This window comes from Leptospira hartskeerlii, from assembly GCF_002811475.1.
GTDB lineage: Bacteria > Spirochaetota > Leptospiria > Leptospirales > Leptospiraceae > Leptospira_B > Leptospira_B hartskeerlii.
Genome location: NZ_NPDL01000004.1, coordinates 260,931 through 285,601 on the forward strand (window position 1 = coordinate 260,931; position 24,671 = coordinate 285,601).

Annotated in this window: 24 protein-coding genes; 12 read left to right on the top strand and 12 right to left on the bottom strand. The window is 39.4% G+C overall.

Features of this window, described 5'->3' with window-relative positions:
- Positions 1–16: 16 nt before the first annotated feature.
- Positions 17–316, bottom strand: coding sequence for a DUF433 domain-containing protein (locus tag CH352_RS08970; RefSeq protein ID WP_100704955.1), 300 nt, complete (start codon positions 314–316; stop codon positions 17–19).
- A gap of 351 nt (positions 317–667) precedes the next feature.
- On the opposite strand from CH352_RS08970, the gene CH352_RS08975 reads away from it, so the two are divergent.
- From CH352_RS08975 to rsx, 4 genes are all read left to right on the top strand, one after another.
- Positions 668–1,069, top strand: coding sequence for a hypothetical protein (locus tag CH352_RS08975; RefSeq protein WP_100704956.1), 402 nt, complete (start codon positions 668–670; stop codon positions 1,067–1,069).
- A gap of 321 nt (positions 1,070–1,390) precedes the next feature.
- On the top strand, positions 1,391–3,082 hold the full coding sequence (locus CH352_RS08980) for an RICIN domain-containing protein (RefSeq protein WP_100705283.1): 1,692 nt from the start codon (positions 1,391–1,393) through the stop codon (positions 3,080–3,082).
- A gap of 141 nt (positions 3,083–3,223) precedes the next feature.
- The gene (locus CH352_RS08985) at positions 3,224–3,754 is read left to right on the top strand and encodes an RNA polymerase sigma factor (RefSeq protein WP_008590710.1); all 531 of its coding nucleotides are present in this window, start codon (positions 3,224–3,226) and stop codon (positions 3,752–3,754) included.
- A 1-nt stretch (position 3,755) separates the two neighbouring features.
- The gene (gene rsx, locus CH352_RS08990) at positions 3,756–5,114 is read left to right on the top strand and encodes an LIMLP_03685 family anti-sigma factor (RefSeq protein ID WP_100704957.1); all 1,359 of its coding nucleotides are present in this window, start codon (positions 3,756–3,758) and stop codon (positions 5,112–5,114) included.
- A gap of 59 nt (positions 5,115–5,173) precedes the next feature.
- Here rsx and CH352_RS08995 read toward each other — a convergent pair whose 3' ends face one another.
- Complete coding sequence (locus CH352_RS08995; RefSeq protein WP_100704958.1) at positions 5,174–5,860, bottom strand: YwaF family protein; 687 nt, start codon at positions 5,858–5,860, stop codon at positions 5,174–5,176.
- Positions 5,861–5,905: 45 nt separating this feature from the next.
- A complete protein-coding gene (locus CH352_RS09000) occupies positions 5,906–6,730 on the bottom strand; it encodes an acyl-CoA thioesterase (protein ID WP_100704959.1) in 825 nt (274 codons plus the stop codon).
- Positions 6,731–6,829: 99 nt separating this feature from the next.
- Here CH352_RS09000 and CH352_RS09005 point away from each other — a divergent pair, with 99 nt between their 5' ends.
- Complete coding sequence (locus CH352_RS09005) at positions 6,830–7,426, top strand: TetR/AcrR family transcriptional regulator (protein ID WP_100705284.1); 597 nt, start codon at positions 6,830–6,832, stop codon at positions 7,424–7,426.
- A 20-nt stretch (positions 7,427–7,446) separates the two neighbouring features.
- Here the strand turns inward: CH352_RS09005 and CH352_RS09010 are convergent, their stop codons facing one another.
- The 5 genes from CH352_RS09010 to CH352_RS09030 form a co-directional block, all read right to left on the bottom strand.
- Positions 7,447–8,043 (bottom strand): hypothetical protein, encoded by a 597-nt coding sequence (locus CH352_RS09010; protein ID WP_100704960.1) that lies wholly within the window; start codon positions 8,041–8,043, stop codon positions 7,447–7,449.
- Between the two features lie 77 nt (positions 8,044–8,120).
- Positions 8,121–8,777, bottom strand: coding sequence for an SAP domain-containing protein (locus CH352_RS09015; protein ID WP_100704961.1), 657 nt, complete (start codon positions 8,775–8,777; stop codon positions 8,121–8,123).
- A 14-nt stretch (positions 8,778–8,791) separates the two neighbouring features.
- Positions 8,792–9,361 (bottom strand): DNA-3-methyladenine glycosylase I, encoded by a 570-nt coding sequence (locus tag CH352_RS09020; RefSeq protein WP_100704962.1) that lies wholly within the window; start codon positions 9,359–9,361, stop codon positions 8,792–8,794.
- 114 nt (positions 9,362–9,475) lie between these two features.
- Positions 9,476–10,225, bottom strand: coding sequence for a glucose 1-dehydrogenase (locus CH352_RS09025; protein WP_100704963.1), 750 nt, complete (start codon positions 10,223–10,225; stop codon positions 9,476–9,478).
- A gap of 53 nt (positions 10,226–10,278) precedes the next feature.
- On the bottom strand, positions 10,279–10,707 hold the full coding sequence (locus CH352_RS09030) for a MarR family winged helix-turn-helix transcriptional regulator (protein WP_100704964.1): 429 nt from the start codon (positions 10,705–10,707) through the stop codon (positions 10,279–10,281).
- A 288-nt stretch (positions 10,708–10,995) separates the two neighbouring features.
- Here CH352_RS09030 and CH352_RS09035 point away from each other — a divergent pair, with 288 nt between their 5' ends.
- A complete protein-coding gene (locus CH352_RS09035) occupies positions 10,996–11,412 on the top strand; it encodes a hypothetical protein (RefSeq protein ID WP_243396185.1) in 417 nt (138 codons plus the stop codon).
- On the opposite strand, the gene lsa26 is transcribed toward CH352_RS09035, so the two are convergent.
- Positions 11,402–12,193 (bottom strand): surface adhesion protein Lsa26, encoded by a 792-nt coding sequence (gene lsa26 / locus CH352_RS09040; protein WP_100704966.1) that lies wholly within the window; start codon positions 12,191–12,193, stop codon positions 11,402–11,404. The two genes, CH352_RS09035 and lsa26, sit on opposite strands and share 11 nt — an antisense overlap.
- Before the next feature lie 402 nt (positions 12,194–12,595).
- Here lsa26 and CH352_RS09050 point away from each other — a divergent pair, with 402 nt between their 5' ends.
- Genes CH352_RS09050 through CH352_RS09060 form a run of 3 tightly spaced genes read left to right on the top strand, consistent with a single transcriptional unit; the run spans position 12,596 to position 16,301 of the window.
- Positions 12,596–14,026 carry a choice-of-anchor D domain-containing protein gene (locus CH352_RS09050; protein ID WP_243396186.1) on the top strand — a complete coding sequence of 477 codons (1,431 nt, stop codon included), beginning with the start codon at positions 12,596–12,598 and terminating at the stop codon, positions 14,024–14,026.
- A 9-nt stretch (positions 14,027–14,035) separates the two neighbouring features.
- Positions 14,036–15,955, top strand: a complete 1,920-nt coding sequence (locus tag CH352_RS09055) for a S8 family serine peptidase (RefSeq protein WP_100704969.1) — start codon at positions 14,036–14,038, stop codon at positions 15,953–15,955.
- The gene (locus tag CH352_RS09060) at positions 15,945–16,301 is read left to right on the top strand and encodes a hypothetical protein (RefSeq protein WP_100704970.1); all 357 of its coding nucleotides are present in this window, start codon (positions 15,945–15,947) and stop codon (positions 16,299–16,301) included. The genes CH352_RS09055 and CH352_RS09060 overlap by 11 nt, the downstream gene beginning before the upstream one ends.
- A gap of 36 nt (positions 16,302–16,337) precedes the next feature.
- Here CH352_RS09060 and CH352_RS09065 read toward each other — a convergent pair whose 3' ends face one another.
- Entirely contained in the window at positions 16,338–17,369 is a 1,032-nt protein-coding gene (locus tag CH352_RS09065) for an alpha/beta hydrolase (RefSeq protein ID WP_100704971.1), read from the bottom strand.
- Positions 17,350–18,786, bottom strand: a complete 1,437-nt coding sequence (locus CH352_RS09070; RefSeq protein WP_100704972.1) for a flavin-containing monooxygenase — start codon at positions 18,784–18,786, stop codon at positions 17,350–17,352. Before CH352_RS09070 ends, CH352_RS09065 begins: the two co-directional genes overlap by 20 nt.
- Positions 18,787–18,905: 119 nt before the next feature.
- Here CH352_RS09070 and CH352_RS09075 point away from each other — a divergent pair, with 119 nt between their 5' ends.
- Both CH352_RS09075 and CH352_RS09080 read left to right on the top strand, forming a co-directional pair.
- A complete protein-coding gene (locus CH352_RS09075; RefSeq protein WP_100704973.1) occupies positions 18,906–20,609 on the top strand; it encodes a GMC family oxidoreductase in 1,704 nt (567 codons plus the stop codon).
- Complete coding sequence (locus CH352_RS09080) at positions 20,575–21,621, top strand: CPBP family intramembrane glutamic endopeptidase (RefSeq protein WP_243396187.1); 1,047 nt, start codon at positions 20,575–20,577, stop codon at positions 21,619–21,621. Before CH352_RS09075 ends, CH352_RS09080 begins: the two co-directional genes overlap by 35 nt.
- Before the next feature lie 37 nt (positions 21,622–21,658).
- Here CH352_RS09080 and CH352_RS09085 read toward each other — a convergent pair whose 3' ends face one another.
- Positions 21,659–22,963, bottom strand: a complete 1,305-nt coding sequence (locus tag CH352_RS09085; RefSeq protein ID WP_100704974.1) for a hypothetical protein — start codon at positions 22,961–22,963, stop codon at positions 21,659–21,661.
- Positions 22,964–23,211: 248 nt separating this feature from the next.
- Here CH352_RS09085 and CH352_RS09090 point away from each other — a divergent pair, with 248 nt between their 5' ends.
- Positions 23,212–24,663 (top strand): NAD-dependent succinate-semialdehyde dehydrogenase, encoded by a 1,452-nt coding sequence (locus tag CH352_RS09090; protein WP_207766634.1) that lies wholly within the window; start codon positions 23,212–23,214, stop codon positions 24,661–24,663.
- Positions 24,664–24,671: the final 8 nt, after the last annotated feature.

Genomic DNA, 24,671 nt, shown 5'->3' on the forward strand with positions numbered 1-24,671 from the left:
AGTCCAGCCCAAATCCTTAAGAAACTCTCCGGTCAGCATCTTTCAATTCTGAAGAAGCAAATTCTCTCGGAAGTTCTCGATTCGCTTTATCTAATATCGGAGAATGTAATCTTTTAGAAGCATATTCCAAACAAGCTTCGATATCCAAAACCTTAATGTTCGGATATTCGTTCAAGATTTCACGGTATCCGAATCCTAAAAAAATCATATCTAATATTTCTAAAACTCGGATCGAGGTTCCCCGGATGACTGGCTTACCTCCGCAGATGGAAGGATGAGAGATAATACGGTCTAGTTTTTTTGTATCGGTTTCCATTCTAATTATACAACAAAGCCCCAAACCAAATTTTGAATCTTAAATTCTACTGTCTGAAATTTTTCCTTGGAAAGAAATAATCCCTAAGATTTAGGGAATGGGCAATATTCAAAAAAATTCCTAAAGTAACATAGGGAATAATAAATATATAAAAGTAACTAAAATACTCTTAGAATAGAAAATTCACCGTAAATCGCACTAAGTCAATCCACAGAAAAAGAATTCGATTCAAAGTAGAGCCGCGTCACAGATCATATTCTATTCTTAACACTTTTTAGTGTTCAAAATATGGAAAACGGCTCCATCGAATCAATTTATGCTAAAATAGGCGACGTCTTCCGATATTGCCGGATGGAGAAAGGTCTCTCTTTAAAGGAACTTGCCGACTCTCTTAAAAAAGAATATGGAGTTCCATTCAATCCTAACCTTTTAGGAAAAATAGAAAGGGGAGAATCAAGGCTACTCACCCATGATTTTATCAATCTGTGTATATTCTTTCGTTTGGAGCTAAAAGCATTTCTAGACAAAGATAAGAAGAATGTTCACGAAACCGCTTTAGGTGATCTTACGGAAGATCCTGCAATTCGCAGGATTTTGATCTTCATAAGCGAGAACAGAGGTTCTAAAGGATTTGTTACTTTCTTAGAAGAATTCCTAAAATTTATGGGGCCTCAATTGATCAGAATGAGCAAAGATACGGATCCTAAAAATCTTAAAGCTGCTTCTCCAAAGAAGAAGGGCCGTAAGCCTTAATGCTATCCCTTTAGTGATTTGGCACTTCTTCTTTATAAAATATAGAACGAACTTTACTTATTAAAATCGAACGAGCCTTCGAAATAGAAATTTTATTTATTTCAAAAAATATATTATCTCGTTTCGAAAGTAAGTGAGAATTAAGAAGCTTTTATAACCCTATCGTTTAAATACTTAAAACCTCCACATTAAAACTAAAGAGGGATCATAATGAAGAGAATCATCATCCGGAGTGTATATACTCTGGTTATCATAGGACTTCTCGGTGGGTCATTCGTGGCTTGTAGCGATAAGTCTTCGTCGAACGGAGCGGAGTTAGGAGTGCTTTCCAGCCTTCTTCCTTCTAAAAGCGGAAATGGATCTAAGTTATTTAGCACAGCCAGCACTTATTTTCATAACGAGATTTTTCCTCCACATTGGTTGAATTGGACCACTGATGGTGCGAACCCAATTGAGACCGGACCTACTTTCTTAACTCGCGGTTTGAAATGTAGCGGTCGTTATTGCGATGATGTAAATCTTCTCGCAAGCGAATCCGGATACACACATACCAATAGTTGGTGGACAGATTGGTTTTCCGAAGAAGGAACCAACTATCGTGTTTGCGATAATAATGCATTCGTGACCGGTATTAAATGTTCAGGAAGTTATTGTGATAACGTTTCCTTAAAATGTTCTCAATTAAACAATAATGGGGTTAGAACAGGATGTTATTGGACTTCAGGTATTTCTGAAGAAGATGGCGGAAAATTCGTAGCGCCTGAATCTATGTACATCGCTGGTGCAAGCTGTAATGGTCGCTATTGCGATAGTATGAGTCTATATCTTTGCCAAGCCGATAACGGTGGACCAAATGTTGACCAGGACGCATTGGCACAACAATTTGCACCTCGTTTGAGATTTGATCAAGAGACTACCACAGGTTCCGGAGATTCTGGAAAATGTTTTACGAGTGATCCTCAGACTTATTACACTCAAAGAGCCGCAGGAGTTTCTGCTCAAGACCTTTGTAATAAAGATTATTCTACAATTTCGAATAACCAAGTTCCTATATTCTACGACACTTCTCTGGTTGGAACGAATGCAGTTCTTATTAGATATTGGTTCTTCTATGCTTGGCAAAGTACTTGTTTCCTAAGTTTCGGAAGTCACGCGGCAGACTGGGAAGGAATGAGTGTCCTAGTAGTGAACGGACAAATGAAACGAGTTGCTTGGTCTCAACACTCCGGATGGTATTCCAAAGAGATCGGTAACTTCGAAGTAGCAGATGGAACTCACCCTGTTGCTTACGTCGGTAAAAACGCTCATGGGTCATTCCATGATGACGGTGGATCCGGCGGATGTTTGTATTTCGAAGATTTCAGAAATCCAGGCGGCAACGATTATCACCAAGACACTTGGAACAACCTAGTTCGATTGAGAAGGGGTAGTGATGCTCCTAGTTGGATGAATTGCCAAGGAAGTGGATGTTTCGACGGAATTGGTCACCCAATGGAAAGAGGAGACTGGCGTTCCAACGCAGGTTGCGGATCTGACGGTTGTGGTAAATCTTCCGTTGGAGGAAGCATTCCTTTTGTGAATGATCCGACAGGTTCGGATTATTCCGGCATCATGGCAAAACATAGCGGAAAGGTAATGGATGTTTCCGGTCAAAGCACTAATGACAGCGTTAATATCTGGCAGTGGACAAATCTAAACCAAGATAACCAAAGATGGTTACTTGAATCTACAGGTGATGGATATTTTAGATTTATCGCAAAACATAGCGGCAAATGTATGAATGTGAAGGGTGGATCCACTGCGGCAGGAATGAATGTAATTCAATATTCTTGCGGTGGGGGAAACAATGAAAGATTCCAATTACTTTCTTACGGAGATGGATTCTTTGCTCTTCAAGCAAAACATAGCAGCCAGTGTTTAGATATCGCGGGTGGTGCGACTGGAGACGGCGGTCTCTTGGTCCAATGGCCTTGCGCTTGGACTGATAACGAAAAGTTCCAATTCTTGCGCTAAAATTACGGGGCTGGTAAGTCGCCACGTTTTCTGAAAAGATAAGGCTCTCGATTTTCGGGGGCCTTATTTTTTCTGCTTCCGCAGAATCGGAATATCCCAAAAATTAGCAGAAATCCTTTTTCCGGCCGTACTGAACTAAAAATGCAAGGTCTTTCCCAACAGGAATTCATCACTCTTTACGAGTCCTGCAAGAATACAGTGTACCATTTCCTGCTCAAACTCTCAGGAAATCCCGAAATTGCCGAAGATTTGACCCAAGAGACATTTTTAAAGGCCTTTGAGGTCATGGATCGTTTCGATTCCGAAAGGGGAAGCTTCTCCTCTTGGTCTTGTACAATCGCTAAAAACCTTTATTTTAAACATTTCAATCGTACAAAGAAAGAGACCGGGAACGTCTCAATAAATGTAGAGAACTTTCCGGAGCTTTCAGGCGGGAACCATGAGGATCCTCTGGAATTGGAGAAAAATTCTCTCAATTTGGCTTTAAAAGATGGGGTTTCCCGTCTTCCCGAGCCTGAAAAGAGTATAATACTACTGAAGGAAATCCAAAAGAAAACTCTCAAGGAGACTGCGGATGCTCTTGGTATATCCGAGAGGACCGTTAGTCGTCGTTTGCTTAGTGCGTTCAGATTATTAAGAACTCATCTTGAAGCGGAAGGGATCGGACTATAAGATGGCATTAAATATCCAACAGTCGAATAGTTTCGAAGACCTATTAGAGTCATATATTTCCGGTCAGCTTGATGCTGCCGGGAAAAAACAACTTTTGGAGATCGTATTAAAGGACCCAGAAAGAGCAGCCGAGTACCGAAAAATTGTCCAAATCCAGTCCCAACTTAGAACTTCCGGCGCATCGCAGGAGTTGAAAAATTTATCTCCTCAGACTTCTTCCAAACAAATCCTACCTTTTCCTAAACCTATAATATATCTCGCAACCGCGGCTTTAGTATTTGCGTCTTTTGGAATATACTTCTATCAAAATTCTTCCATTAAAAAGGGAGAAGCCACTTTAGATAAGTTTACTTATTCTTATGGTGATTGTTCTATCGAAGGTAAAACTTCGCAAGCGGGAGAAGATGTTTCCGGCAAAAGGATCGTATCCGGAAAATCTTCCGTATGCGATGTTCAGTTAGAAGGAGAAAAGAGCGTAGCTGTCAGAGCTTTGCCGGATACTGATTTTACTGCAGAACGTAAAGAAAATGCAATCCATGTGTCTCTTGGATACGGAACAATTCTTCTAGATAGCCAAGGTCCTAAAGATTCAGAAAATATCTCTATCGGCTCTAACGATTTCCGACTGATCTTGGAAGGGACTAAGCTCTCGGTTAACAAAGGACGTACCGATTCTTCCCTTTCCGTAAAAGTAATAGAAGGAAAAGTCAGATTGGAATCTGGCGACGCTATCTTCTTGGAATCGGTCTCAAGTTGGTTAACCAAGGAAGAAGTTGCACTACTCGCAAAAGAATATCCGATCTTATTCGATAAACAACAACTAACGATAGAATCAGGGCAACAACTTGCATGGAAAGGATTGTCTCCCGCAAGAATGAAAGGTCTTAAAAAGATCGAAGATTCTATCAAGGCGAGTAAAAAATCTCAGCCTGGCGCTCAACTGGATGAGACCTTAATCAAGAGCCTAAAACCTCATGTAGATTCTCTTCCTAAAGATCCATTCTTGATCTCCCCTAAAGAGCTTAAGAACTCTCTCAAAAAAATACTTCCGGATGAAAAAGCGGATCTGGAAAGAAAGTTTGCGAGTATGGTTCGTTTTCCTCCAAAAGACCTGAAAGAAAGAGAACAACTGATGGAGTTGGTCAAGAAGGTGGACAAGGCATCCATTACGGATATCTTAAATAGTAAAGGCCCAGGAGCTCCTCACGCAATCTCTCAAGAAGTTCGTATTCTTCACTTGAAAGATGGATCGATGGAAAGAGGAATTATCTACCAACAAGATAGTTTCTACGTCGTATTAAGACCTGACGGAAACTTGATCATTCCTATCGACGCTGTAGATAGAATAGAATCCGAGTAATCTGTGCCTGCTCGAGACAGGCACTTACTTTAGTGTGGATTCACTACATTCTCCTTTAATTATTCTGCTCTGGCGTTTTTCTTCCAAAAAGGAAGATATAGTATCGTAAATAGGATCATTCCAAGTAATTGCATCCAAAGAATATAAATGGGCCAGGGACCTAAATAATCCATCAGAGAACCTGCTGCGGATTTTTCTCTCATATATCCGTAATTTGCATCTAAGGCAAAATCTATAATTAAAGCGGCGATCAGGTAAATCTGGCTGTAAAGAACGGTTCGGAGTACAGCTCCTTTTCTAGGAGTTAGTTCCAAGCCGAAAACAACATAAAGAGCAGATATTACGAGACCGGAATGAGCGATGAAAAATATAAAAAAATAAATATGAGGAAATGTGACCGAAAGATCAGGAGTGATCACTCCTTGCATGGAACCTGCAATCACCCAAAAATAAGAAAGTTCGGCAAGAGTTCGATTCCGAGTAAATAATGCCAGGGAAGTTACGATCGCAGACCAATTACAAAACTCCATAGGCAGGTCATAACGAGCCTGCCAATAGCCTGAATCGATCCTATATATTACATAAACTAAATAGTTTAAAAGAAGAATAGTGCCGAGCGTATATCCAATCGCATTTTTGATTTTTGGAGAAGCGAACTTTCTAGCGAAATAAGGCAGACCGAAACCGAAGAATGCAGTAAGGGCAATAATAACAAAATGGAGAGGGTCCCAATGTTCGAATCTCATTGAAGATACCCTCTCCTCACGTTAGTGAAATTTCAAATCATAAATTCAATCAAAGAGCGGCTTATTTTTCACGCTAAAGATCATTTTCATTTCTTCTTCCGTAAATTGATGAGGTCTTTTTCTTTTTAGATCCATAAAGAGCCCATGTACAAAAGAAGTAAGGATCAATTTTTTAGTCTTCTTAGAGAATACATCATGACGAAAAGCTAATCTATTCTTCTCAGCTTTTTGATAAACGGTTACGATCACAAAATCATCTGGAAAACCAAGTGAATCGAAATAATTCAATTCCGCTTTGTAAACTACAGGGCCGATCCCTTTCGCCTGCAATGAATGTAGATCCAACCCGCATTGATAAGAAGAACGGATTCTTGCATCATCTAAATAATATTGTATCGTTTCTAAATTTACCTTACCTTCCGGATCCATCTCTGCCCAACCTACGCTGATCGGATGGTAGAATGCGTAAGGATAGTCTTCCTCAGAATAAAGGACTTCTTCTGAATCATCAAAAAGGCTCAATACGAATCTTGCCTTACACACTAATGCGGAATCTGAGCCACGGAAAATTTCCTGCATGATCTCTGTGGATTCAGGATTGGAGTGAAGAATGTCAGTAGTAACTACGGCATCTTCCGGATATTTTAACTCTGCCTTGTATTCGATCTCGCATTGGCGGACTATTAGGCGGTCTGAACTTAGGATTGTTTCCCCTTCTTCCTTTAAAAGTTGGAAGGTTTTGATCCTTGCTTCTTCAAAATAACTTTGATAGGTTCCGTTGTTTACATGTCCGTTTACATCTATATCGGATTTGCGGACTGGAACGATGAAGGATGTAATGATCTTATCCGATTTTTCCATGAGTCTCATAAAAAGCCTCCGGTAGACAAATTGGTCTACCCAGTACTTCCAGAATAAATTATGGTAGACAGATCAGTCTACCATAATTATAATCAGAATAGAAAAAAGATGAGAATCCAAAAGGACTTAATCCGGTCAGAAGACCCTGCCAAGGAAAGGATCTTAAAGGCTGCTTTTAAATTATTTTATTCGAAGGGGTATCCCAATACAGGAATAAATGAAATTTTGGAAGAGGCGGGAGCTTTTAAGAAAAGCTTGTACATCCATTTTCCTTCTAAAAAGGATCTGGGTAAGGCATACCTTTTGGAGCAGGAAGAAGCTATATTAGGTTTTGTTAAAAGGATTGCGAAGAGAGAAAAAAATTATTCCGACTTTATTAAATCTTGGATGAAAATGTTGAGGAGAGGTTTGAAAAATACTTATATCTACGGGTGTCCTTATGCAAATTTATCCAACCAAACACATGACGAGCCTGAAATTTCAAACTTTGTAAAGGTTGCATTGAATCGCTGGGTACAGGATTTCGAATTTTGTTTAAAAGAAATCACTTGGAGTTCTAAGAAGGCAAAGACCGAATCCGAGTTAAAGGAAATTTCGGAAAGTATTCTATTTTATTACCAAGGCGCATTACAGCTTTATGGGATGTCCGGCGACTCCAAACATATCCATCGATTGGAAAAAGCACTTTTATCATTGGATAAATAGCATTATATTTTCAAAATATACTAATCCCAGATAGAATTAGCACATTCTACTAGATCGCCTGCAAAATAATGAGGAAAAGAATAAGCCAGTTTTCCTGTTATCGGGTTCAGATCTTTATAAGAAACGGAATCTATTCTTAAAGTGTCCGACTCGTCCCTGTAAATTTTGAATTTTAAGTGAAGTTTGAATTTGTCTTTTCCAAATTTGAAACTCGTATTGTCCCTACATGATTTGAAACAACTCTCAAATACTTCTTCGGTGTTTCGGTTAGTGCGAAGAGTAAGTGATTGTTCTTTACAATTGAAGGAACATTCGTCCGGATCGGCGGGTTCGTACGGAAATTCGATCAATACGTCTTTGTTGCCTTCGGTCTTATAAGAGCCATGTATGATAGGCACTAATTCTCCGGGTCTTCTGCTTCTCATAGTTGCGCCGAAAGGAGGACTGAGGATCAGTTCTAAACCGCTGATTTCTAAATATAGTTTGGAGTCTATTTTGGGAAAATTTTTTTCCCAATTTAAACATACTGCCTTACTTTCCGACTGAGCTCCTAAGAAAAAAGGAAAACTAAGCGCGATACAAAATAGAATGGAGACTGAGAACAACTTAACTTTCATTTGCTTTGAATAATATTTTATAATGAGTTAGGATAGTCTACCAGCAGAAAAAGCTGATTTTCGTTACAGATTTAGCGTTACTTATTACCCTTAGCTTCCAATATTCGAATATCTTTTGCAAATTCTTCCAAAAGAGAGGGATCGAATTTTTTACTGCCGACTCTGTCTCGGACCTTTCCCCATAAAAATGCAGCTATATTCAGTTTGTTCTTAAGCGGAGAAGTTTTCGGATCAGAATGAAAATCTTTTACGAAACGATTCCATCTTAGAACGCGATCGTCCGGTCTTTCTTCCTTGGGGGGATTTTCATATATCTTCAAAAGGTCTTGGACGGAGAGTTTTAGATTCCCGACCTTCTCTGCATCTCGAACTGCTTCTGCCATTGCTTTTGTAAAACTGAATTTTTTGAGATCATAATACTCTCTACAGAATTCTCTGAATTTAGAATCAAATCGAATTCCCTCCGGAATGATTTTAGATTTAAGAGTGATCTCTTTTTCACTTTTGGTTTTTCTACGAACGGATATTGGAGTTTTAGAAGAACTTTCCTTTTTGAGAAATTTCTCTCTTCCTAATGTAATATACGATCTTAATCTTTCCTCTAGTTCCGCCTTTGCACCTTTGGAAGAGATTTTTAAATTTAGACAGATCTCTTGTAATTCTTCCCTATACCAATAGTGAGATTCGAATTCGGATACTGTTTTGATTTTTTCGAAAGAAGGGCGAGATTTCATTTCTAAATAAAGATCTATTTTATCTTTTTAGAATTCCAAGCAGGCTTGGATTTTAATGCTTTCTTATAAATGGGACAACCCGGTCCATGAGCGCCTTCTAGATAACCTGTGCTCATTAAAAATTCATTCACTATCTCTCCACCCACAAACACGAAATTTTTTTTGAATAGTTTGGTCCATTCTTCCAATGATTTGGGATGATGAGAGGCCAACCAATCTTGAAAACTTCCAAATTCTTTTTGGAGACCAACGATCACATTTGCGTTATGAATGGCTGCGTTTATTTTAAGTCTGTTCCGAATGATCCCTGCATCGTTCATAAGCCGATCGAAATCTTTTTCGGAGAATTTTGAGATTTTTTTGATCGAAAAGTCTTTGTATGCCTTGCGAAAGTTTTCCTTTTTTCTTAAGATCGTGGTCCAGGATAGACCCGCTTGGTTGATCTCTAGGATAAGTCTACCGAATAGCTCGTCATCCGATTTTAAGGTAAAACCATATTCAGTATCATGATAGATTTTGTTTTCAGGATCTTGGTCCTTTTCGAGGGAAAGAACATAGTGGCAATATTTTGTAAGCGAATTCATATGATAAGAAGAAGATAATCTTAAGAGTTAAGTCCCTTCTAGTAAAAGAACAGGCAAGAAATTTTTTAGATACTTCTCTTGCCTGTCCATAAAATTACAAAATAAGTATTCGGTCTAAAAACCGATTAGCATTCCCCCATCCACTCTAAGGGTTGCTCCCGTAATCCAATCCGCTTCTTCCGAAGAAAGAAATGCAACTGCAGAAGCGACAGCTTCTTCTGGATTTCTTTTGATTTTCAAAGGAATAGAATCTAAGATAGAATTTCTAATTTCTTCCGGAACATTTTTAGCGAATTGGTTATTGATAAAACCGGAAGCTACACAGTTTACGGTGATATTTCTGGATGCAAGTTCTCTGGCCGCAGATTTGGTAAGAGCAAAGAGTCCAGCTTTTGCAGAAGAATAGTTTGCCTGTCCCGCATTTCCATAAAAGCCGGAAACGGATCCAATGTTTACAATCCTGCCTGAGCTTTTCTTAAGCATAAACTTTGCCGCACTTTGGATCCCGAAGAAGGCCGCTTTCAAATTTACAGAGTGTACCTTCTCCCATTTTTCTTCAGACATTCTTAAGAGAAGATCGTCTTGAACGACTCCTGCGTTGTTGATCCAAATATCCAAGGATCCGGTTTTTTCAATTGCGAATTCCGCCAATTCCTTATTTTGATTTTTAGAAGTCACATCACAGGTTTTCCAGAAGACTCTTTCTGAATTATATTTTGCCAATTCGTCTGCTGTTTCCTCACAATTGGAATTTTCTAGATCCGAAAGAATGATTTTAGCGCCTCTTTCCAAAAACATTTTTGCGATCGTTTTACCAATTCCTCTGGCTGATCCGGTGATTACCGCAGTTTTACCTTCTAACATAATTGTTCTCCTATTTATTTCGATATCGAAATAAATGTTTTAAAAAATTTGCGTCATAGATCGAAATTCGAATGGATTTTAGTTAAGATTCGCATGAATTCTTCTTTTTCTTCCTGCTCCAAATTCTGGCTGAGCTTTGTAAGTGTGGCTTTGGAAGCTCTTTGTACTTTCTCTAAAGTTTGTTTTCCCTTCTCCGTTAATTCTGCCGAAGTAACTCTTTCGTCTTCGTAAGGTTTGGATCTTTTAATGTAGCCGAATTCTTCCATCTTATCCAAAAGAGCAGTCACTGTAGAATTAGTCCTGTCTAAGAGCTTTGCTAATTCGCTCATAGTGAGCGGACCTTCTTTACCCAAAACAAAGAGTACGCCTCCGTGAGCTGGCACCAGATCTCGAATCCCTTGCTTTAAGAACTCTTCGGACAAATGTTTTTGGATCCGATCCCTAGTCCTAGATAATAAATGAATTACGTATTCAGGTTTCATTTATTTAGACGTCGAAATAGTTGAAAAGTTTTGTCAAGTCGAAAAAATGGGAGGGGATTTTTAGATACTTAGGTCTGATTTTCTATATAATTTGGGTTAGGATTTAGTCTCTTTGAAATCTAAGAAATTTCTTTCCAAAATGATTTTCTTATGAAATTCTGAAAAAATCTCTGCCTCTTCATGTTAAAAATATTCGTATAATAACGTATGGGACTTTCATTTAGGCATTTCTTTTATTCCTTATTGTTCGTGCTCTCTTTTATAATGAGTTCGAATTGTGAGGGAGATTTGTACGAAATCCAAGATCCCTCCTTAGGAATGGTGCAAGATGCCGCCTATTATGTAGAGGCACACAAATTAGCAGATACTCAGAATTTAAGAATTTTTGCAGAGCCTTCCGATCATAATGTGTATGCTCATTTTAATTTGAAAGTCTCTCCAGAACTTTTCCTGAAACAAGGTTGGAAGAAGGGAAACCAGGTCGACGAAAGTTTTTGGAAAGAAGAACTTGCTTGGGATATTCTTCACTTCGGATTAGAGGCTCCGCTAGAACTTGCGGATGCTAAAGTTTATATCAGAGAAGATCTCTCCGGAAATTTTTCAGGTAATATAGAAGTTCTTGTTCTAACTGGAAACGAAGGTTATCTTGTTTGTAGACAATTCACTTCGGATTCTAAATCTTACTTGAGCAATTTTAGTTTTTAGGCTTTTCTTGGGTACCCGCAGGTTCCCTAAAATTAATCTCAAAAATATCGTAATGTGATTCTCTGGCTCCCGTCACAAAAGCGACAGATACTCCCATATAATATTTACCGGTATACTTCATCGCCTTCCAGGCATATTCCGCCATCTCCTCGGAAGTGATGGAGAATGGATGTATCCTTCCCCGAGACTCGTCCATATAAAGACCTTCGTAGGTCCCTACGATCGTGCCTTTATATTCTAAACTTAGGATCCTTCCCATCACGGAAAAATTTCTTTTTCCTCCAGTCTTACGACTTACCATCTTATCGATCGGGTGAGAGGTATCATGGGCTTGTACCCAAACTGTAATTCTTCCACTTGGATCTTTTACTGGAGTGGAATGAGGTATTATGTTTTCTTGATATTGTGCTTGAATGACTTCGATACTGCTTGAGAGTGCGATCGGCTGGATCCTATGGATATTGAACTGGATCAGGATAGTTTGGTTTAGGTTTTTACTTAGAAAGTTTACTACATCTGCGTTTTCCGGGCGAACGCTGAAATTCGCCTTTCTGCGCATTGGCATATAACATTCGTCCCTGGTCTCATCGCATTCTTCCGCAGGATCAAAGGTTAGTACTTCTATCACTCCCTCATAGGATTCGAATACGATCCCTCGGCTCTCGAATTGGATTAATTTTGCGACCGTCCAGCCTTCCGAATAGGTTCCCAGGGCAAAAGCGGGTGCCTGGAAGAATAAAACCGAAACATAAAGAAAAACGGAATATTTTCTGAGGGTCATAAATCTCTATTGGACGAGGTTTTTAGGCTCTTACTACCTATCGGCACCTAAGATCCCGAGGTCCAAGTATTTTCCCACTATCAACTGATCCAAAGCAAAATATCGAAAAGTTGCCATCCATATAGTTCCCTTTTTTCGCCGGTTTTTAGAATTATTCTGCCAATTCTTCCTGGTTTTAAGATCGTATTTTTCTGGACGTACCTTTCCAAACATTTGGCAATAGAATGGGAGAAATGTAGTCTCCGTTTGTTAATAATATCATAACTTATATTGGATTCCTTGTAGGAATTCCAACATAGTAGGGATTCGAAATTGAGCTCAGGTTATTATCGTTTTATTTTTATTTTATGTGTTTTGGTAGGGATTATTCCGCAATTGAATTGCGGGGGAGGGGGCGGTGGAATGAAATTATTTCCAATTTTTCCGTCTTCTTCCGGTATCAAGGGTCTGCATATTTCGGACTCGGCAGGCAATAGATATTCTTCCGGTTCTACACTTTCCTTAGGTTCTGCTTTGATTAGTTCCTCTTCTTCTAATACTTTGAAGGTTGAAAATGACGGAAATTTTACAGTTACTCTAACCGGAAGTCCGGATGCGGTTTCTAAAAGTGGGATACACTCTTCTCAGTATGTGATCGATTCCCAACCGGCGAGCACGAGCTTGGCAGACGGAGATTCTAGTTCTTTTCAGATCAGTTTTCAACCTAGTTCGGCCGGTGTAAAGTCCGCGTATTTGATAATCAATTCGGATGATCCGAATATTGGTACTTATATTCTTTATTTGAAAGGAACTGGCACAGAAGCTCCGGCTCCTTCTATCCAAGTTTCGGAAGGTAGTTTTAATTTTATTCCGAATGCACAGACGAATTTTTATGCTCCTTCCGGTGGAACTTCTTCCAAAACGATTACGGTTAAAAATTCCGGAGACCAAGATTTAATAATTTCTAATATTTCTTTAAGCGGAACCGATGCAGGTAGTTTCGGTGAAAACGGTTCTTCGGTTACGGTCTCTCCTAAAAAAACTTATACATTTACGATTTCTTTCAATCCGCCTTCCGTTTCCACATTCTCCGCTTCGATTTCCATAGATAGTAATGATCCGAATATTGCAAGTTATGCTCTTGGTCTTTCTGGGGTTGGAACTTCCGGAAGCGTGCCGCAAATTTCAGTGACGTATTCGGATAATAATGGTATTTCCAGAGATATTACAAGTGGCACGGGTTTTTCTTATTCTTTCGGAAGTGTGTTTCCTGGAGTTATATCTTCCAGTAAGACGGTCACAATCCGTAATTTAGGAAGTTCTAATTTAGATCTTTCGGGCACTCCTGTTGCTTTAAGCGGGACGGATCCTGGAGAATTTATATTGACTCAACCTTCTGTCACCAGTCTTTCTCCTAATACATCCACTACGTTCTTGATAAAGTTCAGCCCTACAAGCGTTGGCTCTAAGTCTGCTACTGTTACTCTAAGCACAAGTAATGGAAAAGGAGGAAATGCTTCCAGTTCTGTTCTGGATGTCTCTGGAGCGGGAGGCAGAAGGGACATTATCGTAACCTGGGCACATTCTAAAGAGCATGCAGTTCATATGGCCTCGGGTGCTTACAGGGTCTGTTATAAAAAAGGTTCGGACTTTAGCGCGGAAGGAGATTCAGGTGTGACCTGCGATACAGATGTAATGTATGCAGGAGATCCTTATACTCCGAATTATAAAACGATTACAGTAAGTTCCGCAGGGACTTGGTATATTAGAGTGAAATCATTTTCTCAATTTAATGGAACCGGCTCTACATTTTCAAAATCGATCCAGGCAAAAGTAAGCTCCCCAGGATATTAAATAAATCTTATGAAGAATAAATTAATCATATTTGCTCTAATTTTTTCGATCTTCTCTGTCGGTTATCTTTTTGCTGAAAAGGAAATGACTGTGCTTCCGAACTGGTCCAAACTTTTGGATCCGGTTGGAAATACTGATAATAAAAAATATTATAAAAGAGATTCTAAAATAAAATTTAAATCTTCGGAAGTCTTGGTCAAGTTTAAAGACAATGCCGGAGACTCAGTAAAATCGTATGCAGTCAGCTCTTTTAATGGAAAAGTACTAAACGATTTAGGTGAGACTGGAATTTCTCAAGTTGAATTGAGAGAAGGCCAAACTGTAGAAGAGGCCGTTGCTGAGTATTCTACTCATCCGGATGTGGAATATGTGCAGCCGAATTTTATCTATCACGCAAGCACATCTCCGAACGATCCGATCTATAATCAGTTATGGGGAATGAATAATACAGGGCAAAGTGTGCTAACTGCAACATATGCTACAAATAATCCCGGAACAAGCAATGACGATATGAGAATGGAAAGTGCATGGGATGTGAACACAGATTGTTCTAACACGATCGTAGCCGTCGTGGATTCAGGAGTGAATTATAATCACCAAGATCTTAGTGCGAATATGTGGAGCTCGGGTTCTTGCGTATCGGATAAAGGCGTTTCTTTAGGCGCGTGTTCCAATGGTTGGGATTACGCAGACAATGATTCCAATCCTATGGATTTGAATGGACACGGAACTCATGTGGCTGGTACGATCGGGGCCGAGGGAGCTAATGGAATAGGAGTTGTAGGAGTTTGTTGGACTGCTAAAATTATGGCGGTTCGAGTTCTGGACCAATCTGGTTCCGGAGATACAGCCACTATTATTAAAGGGATTAATTTTGCAGTACGCAACGGTGCCAAGGTTTTAAACTTAAGTTTAGGTGGTCCTGATTACGATTCGGCTATGCGTTCTGCGATGGCAAATGCAGGAAGCAAGTATGACGCATTATTCGTGGTTGCTGCAGGAAATGATAGTAACGATCTGAAATCGGATAATACGTATCCTTGTGAGTATGATGAAGCTAATATTCTTTGCGTAGCGGCTTTAGACCAAAAATTTCAGTTAGCTAGCTTCTCCAATTATGATTCTTCCAAAAGTAGAGTGGATATAGGCGCTCCTGGCACGAATATTCGAAGTACCTGGGCAGGTGCGGAAGCAGCTACTTCTTTAGCTTTTGCTAGCTGGACAAAGACTACTGTCCAAGGAACAGCTTGGAATTCCGCGAACTGTCCTCCAACTGTTCTATATTTATCAACTAGCTGCGCGACTGCAATTATAGGCACTTCTACTTCCGGATACTCATCTAATACATATTCCGTTACGTATGCTCCTATCTCGATTACTTCAGGTGCAGATGCCGTCACTGCCCGAATGAATTTATATTTAGATACAGAATCTGGTTATGATGGTATCAATATGTATGCTTCCACTTCTTCTGTCCCATCAATTATATTCAGTTCTATTAATAAAGTAGGAAGTCTTTCCGGCGAAACAAACGGTTCATTGATCGCGAATTTTGAAGTCGCAGCGAAAAATTGTGCCGGCTCTTCCACATGCTATTTCGGTTATGAATTCGTTTCAGATTCTTCTGTCAATCGGGCGGGGGTCGCAATCACCGCATTTAATTTAATTACTTTAGATGTTAATGATTTAACTCAATACAATACCATTAACGGAACTTCTATGGCGACTCCTCATGTGACCGGACTTGCTACTTTGTTGAGGTCGTTTAATCCTAAATTTACATATTCAGATACGATTAAAGCGATTGTTGCAGGCGGCACGACTGCTAGTTCTCTCCAAAACATTACTAAATATGGAAAGGCAGCTAACGGAAACGGAGCGATTCGAAATCTGGAAGCGCCTACGGATTTAAGTGTAGATGTTCCTTAAGACTTTTTTAAAGGCAATTTCGATTTTTGTTTTTCTATCTCTGAGTGTGCTTTCCGTATTTTCTCAAGGATTTCCTAAGAATCTTCCTACTGAAAAAGGTAAATATGTGAAGCCTGGACGAATAGTTCCGAACGAATATATTTTCAAATTAGTTTCAGGAACTAGCTCTGATAAGATCAAGGAATTGCTTCCAAATTCTATTATTTTGAATATAGAAACTATTATGGAGAATACATACAAAGTTACGTATAAATCCGATCCAGGCCTGAATATTCTCAAGACTGCTTCTTCCAAATCTGGTTTTGTAGAATCAGTTCAGCATAATTTAGTTTATAGGGCTTTCTAAAAGTCTTTTTGCCGGTTACTTTACAAAAATAGAATATTATTTTTCGGTAAAACCAGCTTGTATCCATTTTGCGATTTGATCCAGGGCATTTTTTGCTTCAGGAACACTTCTTCCTAAATTGAAAAATCCGTGGATCAAGGTTTCATAGGTTTTAATTTCCAGTTTTACTTTTGCTTTCTGAAGAAGGTCTGCATATGCGAGTCCTTCGTCCTGTAATGGATCAAATCCTGCGATCAACATATAAGTTTTAGGCGTATGAGAGAAGTTTGTTTGTTGGAAAGGTGTAACTCTTGGGTCTTTCCAATCTTTTACATTCGGTAAGCTGTGATATTTGAAATATCGGAGCAAATCCCGAGTGAGAGCGTATCCATTTGCAAATTCTTCTACACTTTTTCTTTCTTGGATTAGATCGATCCAAGGATAGATAAGTATTTGGAATTGAGGAAGAGCGAGTTTTTCTTTTTTTGCCTGCGTAGAAATGGAAATTGCTAAATTTCCTCCCGCAGAATCTCCACCTACTGCAATTTTCTTTGGATCAATTCCGAGTGACTTTCCATTCTCCTTTACCCATTTGTAAGCGGAATATGCATCTTCCCAAGAAGAAGGATAAGCATGTTCAGGTCCCAATCTATAATCGACTGCGAGTATCGCTCTACCTGAAGTTTTCGCTAAGTATCTCAAGGGCGGATCATGAGATTCCAAATCCCCGATTACGAATCCTCCTCCGTGAAAATAAAGTAAACATGGCTCTAAGTTTTTAGATATATTAGAAGAATATAATCTGACATTGATTCTCGGACCTGTTCCGGGGATTGAGAAATTTTCCACCCTGGGAATTTCTGCTTTCTCCAAGTCGAAAAATTCCATTATATTTTTGAAAAGTTTTCTCGCTTTAGGAGGAGTTAAATTTTCCGGTTTAGGTTTTATTTTAGCTAAAAGTAATGCGGTTCGGACCTTGGGATCCAAGGTCCTTCCTCTTTTGATATCCTTTCCGAAGATCCCAAGTACTGAGTTTGGAAGAGAAAGTAAAGCTCTTGCGGCTAAGGTTTCAAACTTTTGCCAAAGCACTTTTTTTCCTTGGTTCCGATTTTCCGTTCGAAGAGCTTTGTTTTCCGGATTGTTTATATTTTGCTTTGGATGGAACGGGTAATGTTTGTAAACTTTTTGAAGCTCTCTTTTTACCTGCTTTTAACTCCTTCTGCATATAATACAAAAAGTCTTCGTAGTCTACCTGCATTGTATGTCTTGCAGAAGTTACATATCTCTTCTTCATTCTTTTTTCGTATTCTTGGATCTGCTTTTGCATTTCCGGTTTTGTAGGTAGGCTATAATTTCCAGTTAGATATTCTGCGAGCCATTTTCCTTGGAACTCTGCGAGGGGCATGATCGCTCCTAAAGGCTGATACAATCCTACAAAGAATAAATTATTCAGGTCCGGTTTGAAAGTCCTATGGAACAAAGGAAGATGATTTTCGGGAGCAGAGATGAACTCAGACTTGAAGAATGGGAACTTGACGTTATATCCAGTGCAATAAATGATCGCGTCAATTTCTTCCTCGGAGCCGTCAGAAAACTTTACCTTGTTTCCATTATATTCTTGGATCACAGGTTTGTATTTTATATCTCCTCTTCCGAGTCTTACTAAAATATCTTGAGAGATAGTCGGATGAGCTTCTCCAGGTTTATGATCCGGCTTCGGAAGACCAAAATCTTCCATTTTACCAACCCCAATTTTTAACATAGTTCCAAACAGAAATTGTTTTAACCAGAAAGGTGTTCCGGGAGGAAGTAACTCTGTTTGTTTATCTAAAGGTTTTCCAAATAGATAATTCGGGATCACCCAAGCGCCTCTTCTGGAACTTAAGAAAACTTTTTTTGCAACTCCAGGACGGCTTAACTCAACGGAAATATCCATAGCGCTGTTTCCCATACCAAGTACTACAACTCTTTTGCCTACCAATTGGATCGGATGTTCCGGATCTACATAGTCGTGAGAGTGTATTATCTTTCCGTTAAATTTGCCGGGAAAGTCAGGTTCAGGCCAACGAGGAGACCAATGATGTCCGTTAGCTACAATAACCGCATCATAAAATATTTTTTCTCCCTTCTCGCTAGTGACTAGATAAGTTCCGTCGTCCTGCGGCTCAATTTTTGCCACACCGTTCTTAAACTTAATATGTTTACGAAGTCCAAAATGTTCCACATAATCTACGAAATATTTTTGAATAGGCTCGTGATTCGGATAATCCGCGTACCAATCTGGCATCGGATAGTCCCTGTATTCCATTCTATCTCTATGAGTATTGATATGTAATGATTTATAAATATTACTCAAACCGTTGTCGTTTTTATATCTCCAATTACCTCCAACATCGCTTCCTTTTTCGTAACAGTCGTAAGGGATTCCTTTGTCCTGCAATGATTTACAAACAGTGATTCCACTAGAGCCAGCGCCAATAACGCAGACTTTCGGCAACTCTTGCATATAGTTCTCCGATCTTTTTATAAGGATGATAAAACGAATTAGTAGTAGAAGTTTTTCGAACGCATAGTCAAGTCCGAAAATGGATTGAGTTAATAAATCGATATGTTTAGGTCGGATTTATGAAGACAGAAGAGAAAACAAACGTTCATTTTGATTACGACTTTATCATAGTAGGTTCCGGTTTTGGTGGGAGTGTTTCCGCCATGAGATTAAGCCAAAAAGGGTATTCTGTCTTGGTAATCGAGTCCGGTAAAAGATGGACTGCAAAAGAATTTCCTAAAACGAATTGGTCCGTTCACAAATATTTATGGATGCCTAGATTAGGATTTTACGGGATCCAAAGATTGAATCTTCTAAAAGATTTTTTTCTAGTTAGTGGTGCAGGAGTAGGGGGAGGTTCTTTGGTATATGCAAACACACTTTACGTTCCTTCCGATAAAACATTAAATCATCCTACATATAAAAAGATCGGTGGTAAGGACGGAATGCTTCCTTTCTATAAAGTCGCTTCCACAATGTTGGGTGTAGTTAAAAATCCTCACTTAGATGGATCAGATGCGATCTTAAAAGAGATCGCGCATGAAATGGGAAGAGGAGAAACTTTTTCAGCAACTCCTGTCGGAGTATTCTTCGGAGAAAAACAAGGACAAACGGTAGAAGATCCATTCTTCTTAGGCGATGGTCCTGAAAGAACCACATGCAATCTTTGTGGAGGCTGTATGGTTGGATGTCGTTTTAATTCAAAAAACACATTAGATAAAAATTATCTATTTTTTGCCGAAAAGTTAGGAACGAGAATACTTCCCGAAACAAAAGTAACTGATATAGTTCCTTTAAATGAAAGAGGAGAAATGGATCCGGATGCAAGCGGAGAATTCGGTTACCAACTTTCCACTCGATCTACAACCGGTTGGCTCGGTTCGCCTAAAAGGAAATTTAAGGCAAAGTCCGTTGTACTTTCGGCGGCAGTAATGGGAACTGTAGGTTTACTTTTACATTCCAGAGAAGCTGGACATATGAAACGTCTTTCTATTCGTTTGGGGGATGATGTTCGTACAAATAGCGAAACAGTTTTGGGGGTTACCAAGTTCGGAAAGGATGTGGATTTTTCTAGAGGAGTTGCGATCACTTCTTCCATTCATCCGGATGAACACACTCATATAGAGCCGGTTCGTTATTCAAAAGGTTCTGACTTTTTCGGAACTCTTGCGAGCGTTCTTACTGATGGAGGAGGTTTCTTTCCTAGACCTCTCAAATATTTTTTCACCATGTTCACTCAGCCTATATATTTTTTGAAAGCGTCATGGCCTTTCGGTTTTGCTAAAAATTCTCTCATTCTTCTAGTCATGCAAACTTTGGATAATAAGGTAAAGCTGGTTCAAAAAAGAAGAATGTCCTGGCCTTTTGAGAAGTCCATGACTTCCGCTATCGGCTCAGGTGAGAAGGTACCTTCCTATATCCCGATTGCAAATCAGACTGCAAGAAAGGTTGCGAAGAAGATAGGAGGAATTCCTAGAAGTTCTTTAAATGATGTTCTTTTGAATGCTCCTATAACCGGGCATATCATGGGCGGTTGTGTGATGGGTTCGGATCCGGAAGAAGGTGTGATCGATTTTGAGAATAAAGTTTATGGTTATAGAAATTTAAGAATATGCGATAGTTCTATGATACCTGTAAATTTAGGAGTGAATCCTTCACTTTCTATCACTGCAATGACTGAAAGAGCAATGTCTATGATCCCTCCTAAAGAGAACAAGACTGTGTATAGTTTCGAATTCGAAAAACAATTTGGGATCACGTCTGTGGTCTTTCCTAAAATCTGAGCCGAAAACGATAGACCTAGACTTCACTAAAGAAAATTCTTTCCGTATCGGGTATACCGGTCCGGAGAGAATTTTGGGCTTATTAAAAGAAAGTTTAAAGGATTTTTTTCAAGACAAAAGGGATTGGATCTCTTTCGGGGGAGTGTTCCTTTTATTTTTAATTTTTTGGTCTTATAATTATTCCTTTCGATTTGCTCCACTTTTTACTCAGGCTTTAAAAGATAACCAGATCGGTTTAAGTCTATTTTACTTTTTATTTTTTACCGCAGGTGCTTTGGTCATCTATCCGATTGCTCTTGCGTTCTACGGAAAGTTAAACGAATTCAAATCTTCTATTCCTTTGATCTTAGGTTTTGTAGTAGTTCTTGCAATTGTATGTTCTGCAAGGATCAGGGATTCTGAGTTATTTCGCTGGGCTGGTTCTTCTTCCGTAGAAATTGCGATGCTTACCGTAAACTACATGGGGACAATTCTTGCGTATGTTGCATTACCTCTGGCTTGGATCATTCTTCGCAAAAATTCTCAGGACAGACTCTTAGGTTTAGATAAATCTCCCAAGTTCGGAGAAGTATTGTTCTTATTAGGATTGATGCTCCCTATAATCGCAATTGCATCCTTCTCTCTTTCTTTTCTTTCCGTATATCCTAGGTTCGCAGGAAGAATGTCTGACGGTTATTTGATCTATCCTCCTACTTTATGGATCATTCTATTCGAAATTTCTTATGCAGCCGACTTCGCAGTTTTGGAAACTTTCTTCAGAGGATTTATGGTTTTTCCATTGGCTTCCAGAGCAGGAAGTAAACCTGCAGTTTTAGCGATGGCATTTATGTACGGTTTATTACATTTTACAAAACCCCAATTCGAAGCGTTAGGTTCCTTTTTCGGCGGTTTTATTTTAGGTATGATCTCCTACAGGACTAAATCGGTATATGCAGGAATTCTGATACATATAGGGGTTGCATTGGCAATGGAACTTGCCGCTACTTTGCAGTTTTTATATTTTATGGAGTAAATATTCTCCGGTTTGATGAACCGGAGAATTGAGAATTTCAAATACGGATCGTATATCCGATATTATAGAAGAAGATCACGTGAACTATATGTTGTTGTTGGTAATGGTCCACCAAGGCCCTTTTTACCGCAGGGTCATCCGATAAGGAAGAGATGTAGTTTACGATCAGTTCATTCTTATATCCGTAAGCTTTAGCAGGATCGATAGTCAATCCATCGTTAGCATTGCTGTCAGGATACGCACCAATACTCGGTGTATAGGTTGCATTATCCACTAAGGCAGGTGTAGCTCGATACATCATGTTCGCCGCGAAGAAAAACTTTCCGTAATCGAATTGGAGCCTTGGACTGATATCGCTGATCCCTTTTTTACGATCTGTGTTATCATTTACTTCCGCGTAACCTACAACTAAACTAGGAGTAATCCTGAAAGTTTCTCCTTTAAAAAATTCGTGAGAAACAGTTAAACGATAGTTATGAGTTCCTTGGAAAGTCCCACCATAATCGTTCAACATTTTATTATTGATAGAGAACTGAGGATTTAACCATTCCCAAAATGGAGCCTTCCATCCAATCACCCAATATCCTCTCATCACATAAGTAGGATCGTTTTGGTTGATGAATAAAAATCCAGCGGAGAATGTACCAAGCCTTGTTTCATGATCGTACATTGCTCTGGTAAACAAATAATCATAGAGCCCGTTTTTTTCTTTCCTGGTCTTTACTTCATTTGGATCGAATTGTAGAGTTCCTGTGGCAAGTGACTTATCTAATAGATAAGTCTGATCAGGACCTCCAGGCGTGGATTGTAATCTCAAATCCGAGTCAGTGTTACTTCTGTCCAGCAATGGATTCATCATTGTAAGCCCAAGTTTGAATTGTTTAGGCAAACCTAATATTTCCACGCTCGTTGTTAAAAAATAAGCTTCGTAATAATCTTTGTAAGAAGTTCCGTTCCTTCTCGCTTGTCTTTCTCCGAATAGATCGGAACCTTGGAAGGCACCATCATTTGAAAGAGATTGAGAAAGTAGAATAGAATGTTCCGGAAGTGAGTCCTTAGGAGAAGGGACTTTCACTGCTCCTGTTGGAACACTTTCGTCAGAGGCAAATTCTGGAACGGTGTCAGGAGTATCTTCCGTGATCTGTTTTATTTTATCCTTGCGGATTCTATATATGACTCCGTCCGGATCGACCACTTCTATCTCGGTTTCCGTTTCTTTTTGAACGGAAACTTTTTTGAAAATACGACCCGCATTCATTTGGATCGTTACTGCTAAAATTGATTCGAGAGGGAAAGTGAGGATCAGTAGGAGGATTGAAGAAATACCTAAAATTCTTCCCATACGACCAGTATTCTAAAATGTGCCTGTTCCTTCAATACACATACATTTGTAATCATTTATTTACTAATCCCTTTACTGATGTATAACATTCTTTATTTTTCGAAATGACGTGAACTTTTTCCTTTCCGAAGAGTCCCACAAAGATTTGGTCCTTAAACTTTTTTGTACTTATAGATTCTATAAAATTCGGTTTTCAGCGTCGTTACGAAGATGTATCTTTGGAGAAAGAGCTTCTTTCAGGCAAAAATATGATCCAACTCAATCGACCTTCTTTATTCAAAAATTCTAATTTTTATTCAGGAGAATGGAGAACCTTCTCAAAAACTATCCCGGTATTTGATCCTGCAACCGGCGAGAAGATAGGAGAAGTACCTGATCTTCCCAGGGAGGAAGTAAGAAAAGCATTAGAGTTTGCGGAGAAGTCCCAAAAAGAATGGGCAAAAACAATTCCTAAACAAAGAGCAAGATTTCTGAGGAACTGGGCAGACTTAATGATCCAGAACAAGGAAGACTTGGCAAAAATTATGACTTGGGAACAAGGAAAACCTTTAGCGGAATCCAGAGGTGAGATCGATTATGCCGCTTCCTATTTAGAATGGTTTTCTGAAGAAGCAAAACGTGCGTACGGAGATTTGATCCCCACTCATAGAAAAGAACTTAGATTAATGGCCTGGAAAGAGCCCGTGGGTGTCACAGGGATTTTAACTCCTTGGAATTTTCCTTCTTCTATGATCACTCGAAAGATAGGACCCGCGCTCGCAGCTGGATGTGTTGTGATCTCTAAACCTTCCGAACTCACTCCTTATTCGGCAATCGCGTTAGCTGTTCTTGCAGAAGAGGCCGGTATCCCTTCCGGGATTTTTCAAGTGGTCACTGGGCAACCCGAACCGATCGCAAATGAATTTTTAGAGAACAAAATTGTTCGTAAGATAAGTTTTACAGGCTCTACGAGAGTGGGAAAAATCCTTTTAGAAAGATCAGCGAACCAAGTTAAAAGAATTTCGCTGGAGTTAGGAGGCAATGCACCGTTCATAGTGTTCGCGGATGCAAATATAAAAGAAGCAATACGTGGAGCAATTGCATCAAAATTTCGTAATGCAGGTCAAACCTGCGTTTGTACAAACAGATTTTTGGTAGAGGAAAAGATCCTAGAAGAATTTGCTCACGGTCTAGCGGAAGAAGTTTCCAAATTCAAGGTTGGGAACGGTTTTGAAGAAGGAGTCAATATTGGCCCTTTGATCCATTCTGCTGCAGTCAAAAAAGTGGACTCACATTTAAAAGATGCCATCGAAAATGGAGGAAGACTTCTGACGGGAGGCAAGCCTCATTCTCTGGGCGGGAACTTCTACGAACCGAGCGTTATCTCGGGAGTCTCCGAAAAATCGTTATGCTTCCAAGAAGAGACATTCGGCCCACTCGCACCTATAAAAAGTTTCCAATCGGAAGAAGAAGCATTACAGATTGCAAACGCGAGCGATGTAGGTTTGGCATCTTACGTGTATACGAACGATCCTGCCAGGATCTGGAGAATTTCCGAAGCTATAGAAGCCGGAATGGTTTCCGTAAACGAAGGCATTTTATCCACAGAACAGGTGCCATTTGGTGGAGTTAAAGAGTCCGGTATGGGCAGAGAAGGCTCTAAATATGGGATAGAAGAGTATCAAGAAATAAAATATATCTGTTGGGGCGGCCAAGGTTAATCATAAAA

Excerpts from the sequence above, each read along its gene's own strand:
- CH352_RS08970 (WP_100704955.1), bottom strand. The coding sequence starts at position 316 with ATGGAAACCGATACAAAAAAACTAGACCGTATTATCTCTCATCCTTCC.
- CH352_RS08975 (WP_100704956.1), top strand. The coding sequence starts at position 668 with ATGGAGAAAGGTCTCTCTTTAAAGGAACTTGCCGACTCTCTTAAAAAA.
- CH352_RS08985 (WP_008590710.1), top strand. The coding sequence starts at position 3,224 with ATGCAAGGTCTTTCCCAACAGGAATTCATCACTCTTTACGAGTCCTGC.
- rsx (WP_100704957.1), top strand. The coding sequence starts at position 3,756 with ATGGCATTAAATATCCAACAGTCGAATAGTTTCGAAGACCTATTAGAG.
- CH352_RS08995 (WP_100704958.1), bottom strand. The coding sequence starts at position 5,860 with ATGAGATTCGAACATTGGGACCCTCTCCATTTTGTTATTATTGCCCTT.
- CH352_RS09000 (WP_100704959.1), bottom strand. The coding sequence starts at position 6,730 with ATGAGACTCATGGAAAAATCGGATAAGATCATTACATCCTTCATCGTT.
- CH352_RS09005 (WP_100705284.1), top strand. The coding sequence starts at position 6,830 with ATGAGAATCCAAAAGGACTTAATCCGGTCAGAAGACCCTGCCAAGGAA.
- CH352_RS09010 (WP_100704960.1), bottom strand. The coding sequence starts at position 8,043 with ATGAAAGTTAAGTTGTTCTCAGTCTCCATTCTATTTTGTATCGCGCTT.
- CH352_RS09015 (WP_100704961.1), bottom strand. The coding sequence starts at position 8,777 with ATGAAATCTCGCCCTTCTTTCGAAAAAATCAAAACAGTATCCGAATTC.
- CH352_RS09020 (WP_100704962.1), bottom strand. The coding sequence starts at position 9,361 with ATGAATTCGCTTACAAAATATTGCCACTATGTTCTTTCCCTCGAAAAG.
- CH352_RS09025 (WP_100704963.1), bottom strand. The coding sequence starts at position 10,225 with ATGTTAGAAGGTAAAACTGCGGTAATCACCGGATCAGCCAGAGGAATT.
- CH352_RS09030 (WP_100704964.1), bottom strand. The coding sequence starts at position 10,707 with ATGAAACCTGAATACGTAATTCATTTATTATCTAGGACTAGGGATCGG.
- lsa26 (WP_100704966.1), bottom strand. The coding sequence starts at position 12,193 with ATGACCCTCAGAAAATATTCCGTTTTTCTTTATGTTTCGGTTTTATTC.
- CH352_RS09050 (WP_243396186.1), top strand. The coding sequence starts at position 12,596 with ATGAAATTATTTCCAATTTTTCCGTCTTCTTCCGGTATCAAGGGTCTG.
- CH352_RS09055 (WP_100704969.1), top strand. The coding sequence starts at position 14,036 with ATGAAGAATAAATTAATCATATTTGCTCTAATTTTTTCGATCTTCTCT.
- CH352_RS09060 (WP_100704970.1), top strand. The coding sequence starts at position 15,945 with ATGTTCCTTAAGACTTTTTTAAAGGCAATTTCGATTTTTGTTTTTCTA.
- CH352_RS09070 (WP_100704972.1), bottom strand. The coding sequence starts at position 18,786 with ATGCAAGAGTTGCCGAAAGTCTGCGTTATTGGCGCTGGCTCTAGTGGA.
- CH352_RS09075 (WP_100704973.1), top strand. The coding sequence starts at position 18,906 with ATGAAGACAGAAGAGAAAACAAACGTTCATTTTGATTACGACTTTATC.
- CH352_RS09085 (WP_100704974.1), bottom strand. The coding sequence starts at position 22,963 with ATGGGAAGAATTTTAGGTATTTCTTCAATCCTCCTACTGATCCTCACT.
- CH352_RS09090 (WP_207766634.1), top strand. The coding sequence starts at position 23,212 with ATGATCCAACTCAATCGACCTTCTTTATTCAAAAATTCTAATTTTTAT.